We start from the raw sequence: 15,274 nt of genomic DNA on the forward strand, positions 1-15,274 counted from the left end.
TCGTGCTTATTCTTTCGACTGACCAGATGTATGGCGACGTAAAACCGCTTTAATCCGGGCTAACAGCTCACGGGTGTTGAATGGCTTTGTAATGTAGTCATCAGCACCTGCCTCTAACCCCCAAACCTTATCAATATCCTGATCTTTAGCTGTCAGCATCACAATTGGAATGTCAGAAAATGCTCGAATGCGCCAGCATACTTCCATTCCATCAACTCCCGGCAGCAGTAAATCTAAAAGAATGATATCAGGAACTTGCTTATGAAATTGTTTGAGCGCAGCCAGTCCATCGGCGGCTGTCGTCACTTCATAGCCTTCTCGCCTTAAAGCATAGGAGAGACTTTCCCGTAAAGGCGCTTCGTCATCTACTAACAGAACGTGAGCCATCTTTAACACGCAGACATAATTCCACTTCAATCAACCTATCTGTCTTAAGGCTCTTGCAGCATCTTTCCGTGGGTATAGTTTTGACTTATGGTGAATCAGGAACCACTGTGTTAACTCACCCCTAACTCCTGCCTTTCTGCCAAATTTCCTAAATGATTGGTAACCAGTGGAACTTATCACCTCTAAAATAATTCAAAGCTTATAGAAGAATCTTGTACGTGCTAATTGTGTTCGGTATGCGCTCAACCATGATGAAAACTCTGAATTGTTCCCTGGGAAGCCATTTCCCGACAAGACTGATGAAACCGTTTGTGGCTCTTCGTCCTGCATTCTCACGAATGGGAGTTGCGGGTTTGCTATCGGTTGCTAGTTTGCTTTCAGGCATCACACTACCCGTGACACGCCATCCGGCTGACCTGTTTGCAGGGGCTGCTGCCTACGCCCAGGATGACCCTGCCGTTACTAGCTATGCTAATGCTGCTTATCAAATTGAGCGCCTCCGCCAAAAGAGATTTAGTGAAGCTAAGCGGGAATTTTCAGGCGGCAATGTGCCCGCTAACGTCTGCCAACAGCCGACTATTCCTGCCTCTGTGCGGGGTATCTGCGATGAGTTCATAAATGAATCGGCTGAGATCATCAAGAGCAATGGTATGTCTGTGTCTCAGTTCAATGAGATTACTCGCCGTAAGGGAAGCGATGCTGCCCTTCAGGAACAGATTAACGCTGAACTGTTGCGCATTCAAAAGAAAACGCCCTAGTGCAATCTGGCAGAAATACCTTCCAGTTGTATCGGGATGGGTAGATGGGTGATGGGCAACTCTTCCAGACATTCACCTATCTACGCCCCTTGGCTTTGCCAGGAAACACGAGTGGTCTGCCAAGAATTATTTTGTGGGTTGAAAAGCCTAAAATAATAACCCCTTTCCTGTCCCAAACTCACAAATCAAGGTTGACAAACCACTAGCCCCCAAGCCGCAACGTAGGTTTGGTTAAAGGACATAGCGAGCAAGTAATTTGTTTGCTGGAAATCTCCTAAGCTAAGCAGATGTAACCAGAGAAGTTACTCAATCCACACTTCGCTTCCCGATTGTTTAAAGTCAATTAACCCAGTGCCGAACTTCCGGTAAATGTGGCATAGTTTCTACACCTGAACCGTTGTTCAGAAGAACTGACCGCAGGAGCCGATTTATGGATGTTAAAGCCGCTGTTGCCTTAGAAGCAGGACAACCCCTGAGCATCGAAACGGTGCAACTCGAAGGGCCTAAAGACGGGGAAGTGATGGTGGAAATCAAAGCCACAGGCGTTTGTCATACAGATGCCTTTACCCTTTCTGGAGCCGATCCTGAAGGGTTATTTCCAGCAATTTTGGGGCACGAGGGCGCGGGGGTAGTTGTGGAAGTGGGATCAGGCGTTCAGTCGGTTAAACCGGGCGATCGCGTCATCCCCCTCTACACCCCTGAATGCCGTAACTGCGAGTACTGCCTTAGCGGTAAGACCAACCTGTGTCAGGCAATTCGCTCTACCCAGGGCAAAGGGTTGATGCCCGATGGCACCAGTCGTTTTTCGATGGGTGGCAGGATGCTACATCACTACATGGGGACCTCAACCTTTGCTAACTACACAGTGTTACCCGAAATTGCCGTCGCCAAAATTCGGGAGGATGCTCCCTTTGAGAAGGTTTGTTACATCGGGTGTGGAGTCACCACCGGAGTTGGAGCCGTCATCCACACAGCGAAGGTAGAGCCAGGAGCCAATGTTGTGGTCTTTGGCTTGGGCGGCATTGGGCTGAATGTGATCCAGGCAGCCCGAATGGTGGGAGCCAATATGATTGTTGGAGTCGATCTGAATCCTAAAAAGCGTCCATTGGCAGAGAAACTAGGCATGACTCATTTCGTCAATCCTCAGGAGGTTGAAGGGGATCTGGTTGCTTACCTAGTAGAACTGACTAAGGGCGGAGCGGACTACAGCTTTGAGTGCATTGGCAATGTCAAAGTCATGCGCCAAGCACTGGAATGTTGCCACAAGGGTTGGGGCATCAGCACCATCATCGGGGTTGCTGGAGCAGGGCAGGAAATCAGCACCCGTCCGTTTCAGTTGGTGACGGGGCGGGTATGGCAAGGCTCTGCTTTTGGGGGAGCGAGGGGACGCACGGATGTTCCCAAAATTGTGGACTGGTATATGGAAGGCAAGATCAATATCGATGATTTGATCACGAATGTGATGCCGATTGAGCAGGTGAATGAGGCATTTGACCTGATGCACAAAGGCGAAGCGATTCGCACGGTACTGACGTTTTAGGCAGACACCCATTTGAGATCTACCTGCCTGGAGAACGCCATCTTACAGCCATTTTCATTCATGTATGCCACACCGATCCATTGTTTCGCATTCATCTAAAGGCATCGCCTGTGTGGCACTCGTCTGCAAACCACTGTAAATCAAATTAAATGCAATGTTGGGGGCGATCGTCTCTCTTAAGAGGGTGTAAACAGATAGCCAGTCAGGTTTAAATGTTATTAGTTAAACCAAATGTATAGCTTGAAAGAAAAGTCTCAGGTGATTAAAACCGCGACAGCATGAACCAGGTTCACCAACGCGGACTCGGGAAATTCAAGGGGTTCCTTAACCGGTAGAGGCAAGTTTTACATGTATAGGTGCTTCTAACCTGCGTAAACGCTTAGCGAATAGTTGCCGAGGCTACTGAACCGAAATACTGAATAGAAACTGCAAATCTGGAAGTACAGGCATATACCGTTCGTTATACTCTAAATCTCAGGGTCTAAAATCCATCCCGTTCAAGAGACTTATGACTTATTTCGCTAGCCTGCTTGAGTTTTCTCATACCCACTGTGTGGCAATTTGTGCCGTCTTGGTGCCGATTAATCTGCTGATCACTCTGCAAACAATTCTGCTGGCAGCATTGGGACACGAAATTTGGGTACGACGAACCGCAGCACTGGCTGGTCTATGTGCCGGAGTTATGATACTCCACGTCCTGACCTGGTTTGTAATTGGTGTTGTAGCTGTCCAGACCCACATTCTGCTGGCATTGGGGGGAATTTGCCTGGGAGTTAATTTGTGGGCAGTCTTACATTCCCCTAGTATGCGTAAGGTATTATTCAGTTTGAGGCATTTGGTTCTTCGTTCTGCTTATCAATCTTAAACCTCACCAACTTAGAAACCCGTTGTTTTTTCCTGGGAAAAATCTCCAGTTCTCAACTTGGATGAGATTTAAATCCAGGTAAGGTACCCCATTGTTTCAGGTAATGCCCGATGACCGATTGCTCTTGACCTGCGTTTTGGATCTAGAGTAGAGCAGATGCCTTCCCTAGGAGTACATGAGCAATTCCTTTAATGACCAGCCTTCTGGAAGAGCCGACAAGGGTTATGAACCGGCTGCTTCTGATTTATCTAAACAGGATGAGGAAGCTGCCTGGGAAGAAGCCGAAAGAGAACTTTCCAGAGTGGATACCGGCACAGGAGAGAAACTTAAACAGGGACAGCACTTACTAGAAGAACCCTCGGCAGCGCCTTTTCATAGTGCCCGTCGAGTTTTGGATTCTGACAGTCCCATCATCATGGTGGAAACTGCTTTTTTGGCAAGTGCCGCCAGTCTCATCTGGTTAGTGAACTACTACTTCCCGATGGGACCGTTGTTACAAATCTTTTTTCCTGTCCCCATTGCCCTCATCTACCTGCGTTGGAACAGTCGTGCCGCCTGGATGGGGGCATTGGTTTCCGCCCTATTGCTGAGTGTCTTGATGGGACCCGCTCGCAGCATTCTTTATGTGGTTCCCTATGGTCTTCTGGGGGTTTTGTTGGGGGTATTCTGGCAACGAAGAGCGAGTTGGGCAATTGCGATCGCAATTGGTTCCCTCCTCTGTACCTTTGGCTTTTTCTTCCGTATCTGGCTCGTATCCCTGCTTTTAGGTGATGACCTCTGGCTATATGCAACTGCGCAGGTGACGGATTTTCTAGATTGGCTGTTCGTTAAGCTGGGATTGGTGATTCAGCCCAATTTATGGATGGTGCAAATTGCCGTTACGGTTATGGTCTTTCTGAGAAATATTATTTATATGTTTGTTGTCCACCTGGCTGCCTGGTACCTGCTGGATCGGCTCGGTAATCCCATTCCCCGACCGCCCAGGTGGGTGCGGGTGTTGATGGATTACGAGTGATGGCAATCAACGTTTATACCCAAAGAGAGCAGGGACAGTCCTGGTTAGAACGTTATCGGGGACAGGCTCCAATTTTTGCCTGTGTGTTGGGTTTTACAGAAACCGGATTAATTCCGGGAATTTCGGCGGCGGGTGCTACACCGGCGGATCGCCAGTATACAGCGATCGCCGATGCGGAGTTCCTCTATAACGGTCCCCAGGCTGCTCCCCGATATCCCTTACCTCCCCTGGAGATGGGCGCATCACCCGTTCTGATTTCCCGCGCCATTCTTGAAGCCCAAGGGATCCCGCTTTATCTGTTCAATGCTGGATTGGTTCATGCTCCAGCGGTACCAGCGATCGACCTGGGTGGCTCCCCAGCTAGATGTCTGAGCCAGGGACAGGCGATGGATCGGTCAACCGTGGAGGGTTTATTACAGGCAGGGCTGCACTGGGGTGAAAAGCTGGCTGCCCAGGCGGCTGGTAGTTATGTCATCTTAAGTGAATGTGTAGTTGGAGGTACTACCACCGCACTGGCAGTCCTAACTGGCTTAGGGATTGGGGCAGCGGGTAAGGTGAATAGCAGCCACCCCAGATGCAACCATCAGCAGAAATGGGGACTAGTTGCATCTGGTTTGAAGCAGGCAGGATGGTGGGGAAAAGTATGGGGAACAGAGTTTGGGCCAGGGTTCCAATACGCGCGCCCCGACGCCGTTCGGCTGAGCGTTCACGCCGAAGCCCGACATCAGGTACCCGATTGTACCCACCCGACACCTAACTCCCCCCTCACTTTAGTTGCAGCAGTGGGCGATCCGATGCAGGTTGCGGTGGCTGGGATGGCAATCGCTGCCAGTCGGTCTGCTGGCGTATTGTTGGCAGGGGGAACCCAAATGCTGGCGGTCTATGCACTACTGAGAGCCATTACCAAACATCACAATTTACCCTGGAAGCCAGAGCAGATTGTGGTGGGCACAACTCGTTGGGTGGCAGAGGATTTGACCGGCGACACCGTTGGGCTGGCAACATTAATTGGCCCGGTACCGCTAATCGCCAGCCAACTCAGTTTTGCCAGTTCACGGTTCTATCAACTGCGAGCATATGAGCAGGGCTTTGTTAAAGAGGGGGTGGGAGCCGGTGGATGCGCGATCGCTGCCCATCTTTATCAACACTGGGGACAACGAGAACTGCTGGGGGCGATCGAGCACTTGGCAGAACGCTATCAACGGATCAATGCATCAACCATGCCACTAGAAAAATAAGTCACCGCCTAATGAATTCGTTGGGAAAGAAGCTGCTCTTCTAAAGCTGCAATCCGGTTGTAGGCAGCCGTTAACTGGGCGGTTAAACGTTGAATTTGGATTTCGGGCGAAATTTGCTTTTCACCACTTTGCCCGGATGAGTCTGGACTGTTGGAATCCACCAAAACGTCTTTGTGCTCCATCGCCGCATCAAAACTGGTATACCCTTGATAGGTGCGATAGCCAGGAGTTACCCCACTTTCCAAACGTTGGATTTGATCGGAACCAAATCGGCACTCAGAAACCACCTCCGAGACCCTACCACTTAGTTGCTCAATCAACTGATACAGAGCATCCACTTTATTGCTTAAGATGCTCACTTGTTTTTGTAACGTGTCCATTCAGTGCCCCAGTTCGGATAGTAAGTTCTACCCACTCATTCTAGATATCGCTCCTTAAACTTGGGGTTAACTGCTGAATCATTTAACCTTTGATTTTCCGATTGAATCCATAGGAAGAGAATCGTCTTTTTCAATACAGTTTTCTGAGCCGCGCTATCCTGAATTAACAATGTCTTAACCCTAGATTATCAGGCTTCCTATGAATCCTGCATTAATCAATGGAATTCAACCCGCGTTGCTCTGAATTAGCTTCATAAATTAATTGCTATACTCAAAGCAAAACAAAGGGTTGAACGGCTTGATCGGGAATTGCTCTGAAACATCATATGGCTTCTAGTGTTCTAGAATAAGAAATCTCGATTAGCCCTGTCCCAGGTTTTAGAGTCCCGTAAAGCCTTTGGTGCAGGCTGGCGACTATACAGGGTATACTTTACAGCCTGTGTTGGGGTTAGAAGCGGTTCCAACCCCTCGATGATCTTCCAAGTCTTTCAGTGCTTTGCATCAGCCATAAATTTCATCTAATTGAAAAACAAAATAGACAAATTGAGCCATCAAAAAAATATTAAAACTAAAGAATTTCTCTTGATTCACTAGTGACTACAGGAAATAATAAGTGGCAATTAAACCGGGTTATTTTTATTTTGAAAGGATAGCTAAACCTCACCAACTTAGAAACCCGCAGTTTTTCCTTGGAGGAATTTCCAATTCTCAACTTGGATGAGGTTTAACCTGATTTGATTGAATTCAACCTGTTTTCAACAATTAAATGCTGACCAGTCTATGATCAACCGACGTTCTTTTTTAATTGGCACTACCAGCTTAGGATTGAGCCATCTGTTAGTAGGATGCGGTGGGCAGAATCGCCCTACTCTAAATGTGCAAATGCTGAACGGCTCCATTCCACCTCAGGTTCTCAGTCAATTTCACAGCTATTTAAACCAGGCTTCTAAACAGGCGAACCTAAATTTTTCCCCAGAGTTACAGCTACAATCCCTCTTCTCCTTACTGCAAAGCTGGAAACAGCAAGGAAACCAAACTCCCCCTTCTAACCGCTTTTTTGATTGGATTCCGTTTTTAGGAAATTCTCAACAGAGAACGATTTCTGACCTGGTTACTCTGGGTGACTACTGGTTGAGTCAAGCGATTCAGCAAAAGCTGATTCAACCGTTTGACCCTATTCAACTAAAAGGGTGGAATCTATTGACCCAGGATGCGCGCTGGAAAAACCTGGTCACCCGCAACGATGAAGGAGAGCTAGACCCTAAAGGCAAAATCTGGGCAGCGCCCTATCGTTGGGGTAGTACCGTCATTGCCTATCGTCAGGATATCTTTAAGTCCAGGGGCTTGCCGCCTCCAACAGATTGGAGTGACCTCTGGCGACCTGATCTGCGCCGCCAGATTTCTCTACCCGATCAAGCCCGTGAAGTGATTGGGCTGACCCTGAAAAAGCTGGGTAAGTCTTACAACACCCTAGACCTTAATTCAGTGCCCAATTTACAGTCTGAACTGGATGCCTTGCAGCAGCAAGTGAAGCTTTATAGTTCCAATAATTATTTACAACCCCTGGTCTTGGGAGACACCTGGCTAGCCGTCGGCTGGTCTACCGATGTGTTGCGCTCAATGCAGAGGAGCCGAGATATTGCGGCGATCGTCCCGAGATCGGGAACAGCCTTGTGGGCAGATCTTTGGGTCCGCCCAGTCAGAGACAAGCCTGAGATTCCATCCCTGGTCACGGATTGGATTGATTTTTGCTGGCAACCAACCATCGCGACCCAACTGTCTATGCTCACTCAGGCGGCTTCCCCCATCATTTTGCAGGAAGCCCCCGACCGTTTACCCCCGGAACTACGGTCTAATCCGTTACTGTTGCTCGACCAACAGACGCTTAAAGTGAGCGAATTTCTCAAGCCTTTACCTGAAAAGACTACTAAGGCTTACCAGGCAGAATGGAAGCGCCTGCGCCAGTAGGTCGCCCGCGCAGACTGGAACTACCGTTGTAGTCGAGCAAGGTGGCACAATTCACCTCTTGAGCGGGCTGAATAAACGGTGAATATTTAGCAGAGGGGTTTGTGGAAAGGGACTTTGCCGGTTGCGATCGCAGTCCATCTGGCAAACCTGCTGTGCGGGAATTAAAGTCGCAGGTGTAGGCACCCAGAAAGTTTGCCCGGTTGTCAAAGACCCGCGTATTGTAGCCATAATCTCTGGCAACTGAGCCAAATTTATGAATGAAGCTATAGCGCTGGAGGTAGTCGAGCGAACTCCAGAGCTGGCGGTTCACTACAAAATCAATCCGCCCAGGCTGGCTGGCTGGTTGAGGCGGGTGGGCAATCCAGTTTTCCATCAACTGCCTGCCAAATGACTCGCGGTCAGCATACTGCTCCCAAATCCACCACAGGCTGGGAATAGTTAACCCAGTTTGGGAGATTGTAGTCGCTGTAACGACCGAAGATGGGGTATAAGCAGGATTCAGTAGGGTAAGATCCAGGGGTTCTGGAGCAGGTTGCAACTCAGGCATCGATCCTGGTTGAGGCGGCTCACGAACCTGGGCGATCGCCCCTGTTGCCTGCCCTAGCCCCACCCAGAAAGGCACTAGAACCAAGACACCCCAAACCGCTTTAGCCGAGTGACAGCGGTTACTCAATCGCGGCATGACATGAAACCTAGAGAAGGTAGCGCGTGTCATTCCATTCGTTGCGCTGAGTAGAGGTATTTGCTCGCTTACGCCAGGTAATTTCTCCACGGGCTGTTTTGATAAGGGCATTTTCAACTGCATTGACCAGATCTCGCCAGGAAAGTTCCTCCCGTCCCAGCAAATCTTTCAACCCATGCAGGGCTGCCATTGATTCTTGCTCTTCTTCAACTTTGAGCGGGGTTACTGCCCGCAGCGGGTCTCGCTGGACAGCCGCGATCGCCTGTCTGACCGCCGTCATGATTTGATGATCCATTCCCCGCCGTGCCCGCTCTCGCTGCTGCTGCCAACCTCTTTCGCTGGTGGCATAAAGGGGGGGAAGGCGGTTGAGCGCGTAGGCAACCACCTCGGCTTTATTCACATAACTGGCAACCTTGGGAGGCAGTCGCTGGAACTGTTTTTCAACTTCTTCCACAACCAGGGATTCCATCACGTTGCGGTAGGTCTGGGCTTGCTCAGGTTGCGTGGTACTCATGGTGACTTCAGGAACAGCAATGGTTTTCAGAAATCAATTCAATTAAATTGAATGACCGAGATGCGATACCCACACTTTAAAGATAACAGCCGATTGATTAATAATTATTATTTAACATAATGCCTAAATCTAATTAGAGAAACCGTAAGATTAAAATTGATTTTAATACCTGCCAATAAAAATGGAAGGATTTAATTTCAAGCTTCCACAGTCTCTCCATACTAATCCAACCCATCTAAAACTAACCCCACAGCCTACGCCCCGGTTTACCGTTTAGTCTCTGATGGGCATCCTGCAAAAGAGTAGGAATCGTGAGATTTTCTGGGCATCTGGGCAGGCAATCGCCACAATCCGTACAGCGATTGGCTTTGTTGCCTGGGAACCAGTGCCCTGCATTTTCAAACATCCGGTAGCGATATTGCCCAAACTGGGTCATTTCATAAGCTACAGCCAGATTTCTGAGTCGCAGCACCTCTGGAATGTGAATGCCCTCTGGGCAGGGTAGACAGGCGTAGCACTGATGACACTGGTCTGTTCCCAACAGATTATTCTGATGAGCTTCCAGGCGTTCCAGTATTTCTGCTTCCACTGCGGTTAAGGCATCATCCTGATCGGCTATCGCTAGAGGGGTTAGTAACTCTTTCGGGTTGGCAGGACCCACACTGAGCGTTGTAATTCTGGGGTCGCTTAATAAAAATCGATAATTCAACTCCAGGGGAGACAATGGCTGACAAAGTTGTTCCAGTGGGGCAGGTGGAGTGTAAAGTAAACCACCTTTATCGGCAGGGGAAATGATGAAAATACCCAGGTCTTTTTGCTCGGCGAGGGCGATCGCAGAAGCGTTCCGCTGAAAAAAATAGTTGTAGTGCAGATTAACAAACTCAAATAAATCCGTGGCGATCGCTGCCAGAATCACCTCCAGCAAGCCGTGGGTTGAAAACCCGACATGGCGTACTCTGCCATCGGCAACTGCCCGGTGAACCGCTTTCATACAGCCTTGCTCAGACTGAATCCACTCCAGATGTTGCCAGGTGTTTAAGCCATGAATTGCCAGCGCATCCAGATAATCTAACCCCAGGAGATCGAGGGAGTCATCAATGGTGCGTGCCATCTGGTCAGCATTGGCGGTGGGAGGAATTTTAGTTGTGATGTAAAGTTGGGTTCGGGGAACAGGCAACCTCGATTTGAAAACCTTTCCCAGGAAAACCTCGCTATTACCGTAACCACTAGCAGTTTCCAAATGGTTGATGCCCAGGGCGATCGCCTGCTGTACGGTCTGATCAAAGACTTCCTCCGAGCCCAGACACCGCATGGTGCCCAGGGAAAAGACTGACAGCGGAAGATTCGTTTTGCCGAAACGACGGTATTTCAACTGTTGCTGCTTTCTTCGCTACTGCTAAACTTACCTCGCTGCACAAAATCCTCTGGACGCAGGTTAGAAATGAAGTCACGGAAGGCACGGCGCTCGACTTCATCGGCATCCCGGTCAACGGGAATGGAGGCATCGGCAACCACCTCTTCCATGACCCAAATCGGGCTGTTGGTGCGGAGGGCGATCGCGATTGCATCACTGGGGCGAGCATCAATTTCCTTCTTGACTTCCCCATGAGAAACCGTTAGCAATGCATAAAAGGTATTGTCTTGCAGAGAATGGATTACCACCCGCTCCAGGGTCATGTCCCACTCTTCCAACATATTAACCAGCAAATCATGGGTCAGCGGACGAGGCGGAGCCTGATTCTCTAAGGCATTAATAATTGCCTTTGCCTGATCTTGCCCGATGTAGATGGGAAGCTGCCGCCGGTCGGTGGAATCTCTTAATAGCACAATTGGACTGCGGGTTGCGGCATCCAATGCAATTCCAGCGACTCTCATTTCAATCATTGTCTTAGCCCCTAGAATACCTGAAGGAAGGAAAAAATAAGGTAGGAGAACACGTTGGGACTGGGGGGTCCATTGGCGAACTAATGTATTCCTAACTCTGGGAAAACCTTAGCCGAGATTATTTCTTCAGCAACGAAACCAGCCTGTGCCATCCTGAGTCAAGCAGTGAAGGCAAAAAACACTGGGAGAAAGGAGAACATAGTTAAGATCCAAGTGAGCCAGCCATATCACGATTTAAGTGAGTTGATACTTCAGTATGCCCTGAATTATGCCCTAATCCTAAATGATCATCCTCCAAATTGGACAGTCTAAATAAAGACTTCTAAATTCTGCTGGAGGGCAATTTGGGGGCAATTGGGGCGATTAGCTGGTTCTAAATCAAACTTATCGAAAAACGAGTGTTTACTGGACTGATTCAAGGTTTAGGAACCCTCCAACCTCTTGGAGCGGATAAATTACAAATCACCTGCTCACCCGCCTCATCAGGAGTGATTTTGGCTGGCTTGGCGATCGGTGATAGTGTCGCAGTGGATGGGGTTTGCCTGACGGTTGTGGAAATTCTGGCTCAAGGATTTATTGCCGTGGTGTCGCCAGAAACAAGCGATCGCACCATCCTGGGAAACCTTCCTGGAACTTCGGTGAACTTGGAAACTTCTTTGCGGGTGGGAAGCAAGCTGGGTGGACATTTTGTCACCGGGCACATTGACGGCATTGGGCACCTACGGGAAGCCGCCCAAACCGCCACTTCCTGGGAAATGACCTTCACCACGGATGACCCACGGGTTGCCCGCTACATCATTCCCAAGGGCAGTATTGCCGTAAATGGTGTCAGCCTGACTGTGGCTGACTGTGACCCCTCTGGTTATCGATTTATGGTTGCGGTCATTCCCCACACCTACGGGGAAACGAATCTTCAGTCCCTTCGCCCCGGCAGTCCGGTCAACCTGGAGGGGGATATTTTGGGGAAATATGTCGAAAAGTTTCTCCGATTGGCACCGGTTAGCGAGTCAGCAGGTACGGATCGCCTCACCCCTGATTTTCTGGTTGAACACGGATATTTGTGAGCGATCGCTTGAATTACTCAGGTTTCAAGCAGTCAGAATGAAATTAATCAGAGTCAATTCCCAATTCTCGTAATCGCTGTTCTAAAGCCGCTGCCCTCGCTTCTGCCGCTTCTGCCCGCTGGCGTTCAGCTTCTGCTCGCTGGCGTTCGGCTTCTGCCCGTTGGCGTTCGGCTTCCAGTTGTGCCTGTGCCTGTTGTGTCTGTTGTTGAGCCAGACGCTTTTCCTGCTGTTCAGCTTCTGCTTCAGTTAAAACCCAATTCCCCTCGCTATCGTACCACCGCAGCCATTGCCGCTCGACCCCCTGGTAAACGCCCTGCCATAGCCCCAATCCCAGCTTTAACGACGGTAGCCAAACCTTTGACTCCTGGCAAGGGATTTCCTCGTAGGCAGCACCAACTAAGGAATAGGCTCTCAAGTGGTTGGTATAGCGATCGAACACGACATAGTAGGGAATCCGCAGAATCTGTTCATAAACTTCCCACTTGGTTGGAGGCTCATCAATTCCGCGCTGTGTTAACCCCAGGTCTTCATCTTCGGTACCCGGTGACAAAAGCTCGACGACCACAAACGGATTGACACCCTCCTGCCAGACGACATAGCTCATCCGCAGGTCTCGATGCTCATAAAGCCGAGGTACGCCGACCACGGCGAACCAGTCTGAGCGCTTGTACCGCAGCGGATGCCGAACATCGTAGTAAATATTCAGATCGCTGGCTGTAAAAATTTGATCGGATAGGTAGTCTTGTAGACGAAGGGTTGCACTGAGTAACTGGGGCTGAAGGTCGTGATATTCATCAGGCAAACCAGGTTCCTCCGGGTCTTCGCTGGGCAGATCATACATCGTGGGCAGCGTTTCCCTGGGAGGGCGGGGTGGATCGGTTTGCTCGACCGGATACTTAAAGTTGGAAAGATACATGCTGAGGTAGAGTAGCGAATCAACGGGTCTTACTACTCACTCTACCCCAACTCTGCGAACCTGAAAGACGAGCACACCAGGGTCCCTAGCCTTTGGTGGATTGCCCTTTTTGCGCCACTTGCATGGCTTTCACCAGTTGAGCCAGAGCATATTCCAACTGCTGACCAGCATCCATTGCCACCCAACCTTCAGAGCTGAGTTGACGAAACTCAAAGTGCAGGTGGGGTCCGGTAGAATTGCCGGTACTGCCTACCCGCCCGATGGTTTCACCCTGCTTCACCCACTCTCCTGGTTTGACAAAGATTTCAGATAGGTGGGCATAGAGAGTCTGCTGGCTGCCTTTATTGTGTTCCAGGCTCACGGCAAGCCCATAGCCACCCAGAAAATCAGCGATCGCGACCTGACCTGCAACGGCTGCCAGTACCGGGGTACCCATGGGCGCTGCCAGATCAGTGCCAGCATGAAAGCGTTGATCACCCGTAATCGGATGGGTGCGCCAGCCAAACATAGAAGAAATGGGAGCTGGAATTGCCAGCGGGAAGATAAGCCGAATATTGCCATTCCCTAATCGACCGGGTGGGCGAACGGTTCGTTTGTAGTAGTCCCACACGTTTGAAGAGGGGTTCACGAAACTCAGATCACCCACTCGTGTGGCGGCAGATCCACGATGCACTCCACTAGCGTCAGCCACTTCTAACGGGACAATAGATGGTGGTGGACAAATGCTTCCGGGAACTGCTTGACCATTCCTGAGCACCGTCTGACACCCGCTAGACCGTTCCGACAAAACAAGCGATGTTGGGGCATCATATCCCGCCTTAGACCCCGGTAAAACGACGGTTGGTACCTCTACTCTATCCAATGCGGTTGGAGAAGCAGGGGAAAAATCTGAGGAGAGTGGTAATGGGACGACATCGGGTACTTCGGGTACTACAGGGGATGTTGAAGAGGAAGGTTCAACAAATTCAGGTGGCAGTTCCGGAATTGCCAACTCGTGCGGAGCAGTTTGAGCCAGAGCAAGTCCACTATTGAGAATGCCAATTGTTCCGATTAAACCAATCCCTTGAACCAGACAGCGTTTTGGAGCCTGACTTTTCCAAGGCTGAAAGGCAAAATTTTGAATCATTGAACATTCCTCATCAAATTAAGCGGTACCGTTTAGCTGGAGCTAGTTGGTTGAAGTTATTAAGTCGTTAACGAAGGGAGACAGGTTCCATAATTGAGCCGTAATTCAAGGGGTTGGTATGTTACGGCTTCATTATTACGCCTAATCCACTTCAGCGTTTAGGCATCCAGCCCGAACAATAGTTTGGTCTGGTCGCCGTATTCAGAATGATTGTACCTGGCTTCAGCAAAATTTCTAAGTCGATATTGGACGAAAAGGCGGGGGCATCGGTGATTTCAGTCCCCATCGTTTGAAGTGGCATTGAGTGGAAGACTTTATCCTTGACTCAAAGGGCGCAACTGGTTACCAAAACCTGGTAAAGCAACCTAAAAATTCTGCAACCGTCGTGCAGGCAAAATGCCTGCACGACGGAATCAGGGCTAGATTTACGCCCCAGGCTACCAGGCACTTGACTATCTTGCCGATTCTGGATTAGCGATCGCTCCTTAAAATAAGGATAAAAAGGTTCTAAAAGCCCTTTCAAAGGGTTGATTCAGGCTGATCTGAGGGTTTTGGCGAAGCCAGTAGAACTTCAACATTATTAAGAAAAATCAGGCCGATCTTGTAAGAATTAATATTTGCCCGCCAATCCTTAAAGCTCAAAAACCTTTTTGAACAAAGCTTTGAGCGATTATCTCCCTTTTTTTGAACAGTAGGATGAAATCAGCCCTTTACAAAAATAAATGAATAGATGTAAACTTATCTCAAGCGGTTACTCGCCGCTTCGGAATAAAACGTTACATCAAGCACTCATTTAGAACCATGACGACAACTTTACAGCGCGCTGAGCGCCAAAGCTTTTGGAGTCAGTTCTGCGAGTGGGTGACCAGCACCGAAAACCGCCTGTATGTAGGCTGGTTTGGCGTGTTGATGATCCCCACTCTCTGACCGCTACCAT

General features: G+C 49.4%; 17 protein-coding genes and 1 pseudogene. 8 read left to right on the top strand and 10 right to left on the bottom strand.

What is annotated here, in order from left to right; translation table 11 throughout:
* Positions 1-6: 6 nt before the first annotated feature.
* A complete protein-coding gene (locus AC1S52_RS28925) occupies positions 7-387 on the bottom strand; it encodes a response regulator (RefSeq protein WP_482032517.1) in 381 nt (126 codons plus the stop codon).
* Between the two features lie 311 nt (positions 388-698).
* Here AC1S52_RS28925 and AC1S52_RS28930 point away from each other — a divergent pair, with 311 nt between their 5' ends.
* The 5 genes from AC1S52_RS28930 to AC1S52_RS28950 all read left to right on the top strand — a co-directional run bounded on the left by AC1S52_RS28930 (position 699) and on the right by AC1S52_RS28950 (position 5,803).
* The gene (locus AC1S52_RS28930) at positions 699-1,145 is read left to right on the top strand and encodes a DUF4168 domain-containing protein (protein ID WP_482032518.1); all 447 of its coding nucleotides are present in this window, start codon (positions 699-701) and stop codon (positions 1,143-1,145) included.
* 430 nt (positions 1,146-1,575) lie between these two features.
* On the top strand, positions 1,576-2,685 hold the full coding sequence (locus tag AC1S52_RS28935) for an S-(hydroxymethyl)glutathione dehydrogenase/class III alcohol dehydrogenase (RefSeq protein ID WP_482032519.1): 1,110 nt from the start codon (positions 1,576-1,578) through the stop codon (positions 2,683-2,685).
* Between the two features lie 508 nt (positions 2,686-3,193).
* On the top strand, positions 3,194-3,550 hold the full coding sequence (locus AC1S52_RS28940) for a hypothetical protein (RefSeq protein WP_482032520.1): 357 nt from the start codon (positions 3,194-3,196) through the stop codon (positions 3,548-3,550).
* A 175-nt stretch (positions 3,551-3,725) separates the two neighbouring features.
* The gene (locus tag AC1S52_RS28945) at positions 3,726-4,565 is read left to right on the top strand and encodes a DUF2232 domain-containing protein (protein ID WP_482032521.1); all 840 of its coding nucleotides are present in this window, start codon (positions 3,726-3,728) and stop codon (positions 4,563-4,565) included.
* Positions 4,565-5,803 carry a nicotinate-nucleotide--dimethylbenzimidazole phosphoribosyltransferase gene (locus AC1S52_RS28950; RefSeq protein WP_482032522.1) on the top strand — a complete coding sequence of 413 codons (1,239 nt, stop codon included), beginning with the start codon at positions 4,565-4,567 and terminating at the stop codon, positions 5,801-5,803. Before AC1S52_RS28945 ends, AC1S52_RS28950 begins: the two co-directional genes overlap by 1 nt.
* A gap of 8 nt (positions 5,804-5,811) precedes the next feature.
* Here AC1S52_RS28950 and AC1S52_RS28955 read toward each other — a convergent pair whose 3' ends face one another.
* The gene (locus tag AC1S52_RS28955) at positions 5,812-6,183 is read right to left on the bottom strand and encodes a hypothetical protein (RefSeq protein ID WP_482032523.1); all 372 of its coding nucleotides are present in this window, start codon (positions 6,181-6,183) and stop codon (positions 5,812-5,814) included.
* Between the two features lie 780 nt (positions 6,184-6,963).
* On the opposite strand from AC1S52_RS28955, the gene AC1S52_RS28960 reads away from it, so the two are divergent.
* Positions 6,964-8,151, top strand: a complete 1,188-nt coding sequence (locus AC1S52_RS28960; protein ID WP_482032524.1) for an extracellular solute-binding protein — start codon at positions 6,964-6,966, stop codon at positions 8,149-8,151.
* On the opposite strand, the gene AC1S52_RS28965 is transcribed toward AC1S52_RS28960, so the two are convergent.
* The 4 genes from AC1S52_RS28965 to AC1S52_RS28980 all read right to left on the bottom strand — a co-directional run bounded on the left by AC1S52_RS28965 (position 8,111) and on the right by AC1S52_RS28980 (position 11,231).
* On the bottom strand, positions 8,111-8,833 hold the full coding sequence (locus AC1S52_RS28965) for a hypothetical protein (protein ID WP_482032525.1): 723 nt from the start codon (positions 8,831-8,833) through the stop codon (positions 8,111-8,113). The genes AC1S52_RS28960 and AC1S52_RS28965 overlap by 41 nt on opposite strands.
* Positions 8,834-8,843: 10 nt before the next feature.
* Positions 8,844-9,347: a late competence development ComFB family protein gene (locus tag AC1S52_RS28970; protein ID WP_482032526.1), complete on the bottom strand. Its 504-nt coding sequence runs from the start codon at positions 9,345-9,347 to the stop codon at positions 8,844-8,846.
* Positions 9,348-9,588: 241 nt separating this feature from the next.
* Positions 9,589-10,719 carry an aldo/keto reductase gene (locus AC1S52_RS28975; protein WP_482032527.1) on the bottom strand — a complete coding sequence of 377 codons (1,131 nt, stop codon included), beginning with the start codon at positions 10,717-10,719 and terminating at the stop codon, positions 9,589-9,591.
* Entirely contained in the window at positions 10,716-11,231 is a 516-nt protein-coding gene (locus AC1S52_RS28980; protein WP_482032528.1) for a bifunctional nuclease family protein, read from the bottom strand. Before AC1S52_RS28980 ends, AC1S52_RS28975 begins: the two co-directional genes overlap by 4 nt.
* Before the next feature lie 398 nt (positions 11,232-11,629).
* Between AC1S52_RS28980 and ribE the strand changes: the two genes are divergently transcribed.
* Positions 11,630-12,295, top strand: coding sequence for a riboflavin synthase (gene ribE, locus AC1S52_RS28985; RefSeq protein WP_482032529.1), 666 nt, complete (start codon positions 11,630-11,632; stop codon positions 12,293-12,295).
* A gap of 43 nt (positions 12,296-12,338) precedes the next feature.
* Here ribE and AC1S52_RS28990 read toward each other — a convergent pair whose 3' ends face one another.
* The 4 genes from AC1S52_RS28990 to AC1S52_RS29005 form a co-directional block, all read right to left on the bottom strand.
* Positions 12,339-13,211: a Uma2 family endonuclease gene (locus tag AC1S52_RS28990; RefSeq protein WP_482032530.1), complete on the bottom strand. Its 873-nt coding sequence runs from the start codon at positions 13,209-13,211 to the stop codon at positions 12,339-12,341.
* A gap of 85 nt (positions 13,212-13,296) precedes the next feature.
* Positions 13,297-14,337, bottom strand: a complete 1,041-nt coding sequence (locus AC1S52_RS28995; protein ID WP_482032531.1) for a M23 family metallopeptidase — start codon at positions 14,335-14,337, stop codon at positions 13,297-13,299.
* A 151-nt stretch (positions 14,338-14,488) separates the two neighbouring features.
* Positions 14,489-14,638, bottom strand: coding sequence for a hypothetical protein (locus AC1S52_RS29000; protein WP_482032532.1), 150 nt, complete (start codon positions 14,636-14,638; stop codon positions 14,489-14,491).
* 24 nt (positions 14,639-14,662) lie between these two features.
* On the bottom strand, positions 14,663-14,860 hold the full coding sequence (locus tag AC1S52_RS29005) for a hypothetical protein (protein ID WP_482032533.1): 198 nt from the start codon (positions 14,858-14,860) through the stop codon (positions 14,663-14,665).
* Positions 14,861-15,138: 278 nt separating this feature from the next.
* On the opposite strand from AC1S52_RS29005, the pseudogene AC1S52_RS29010 reads away from it, so the two are divergent.
* Positions 15,139-15,261, top strand: a pseudogene (locus tag AC1S52_RS29010) (photosystem II q(b) protein); the annotation flags it as partial.
* Positions 15,262-15,274: the final 13 nt, after the last annotated feature.

This window comes from Kovacikia sp. CALU 1929 (assembly GCF_056784235.1).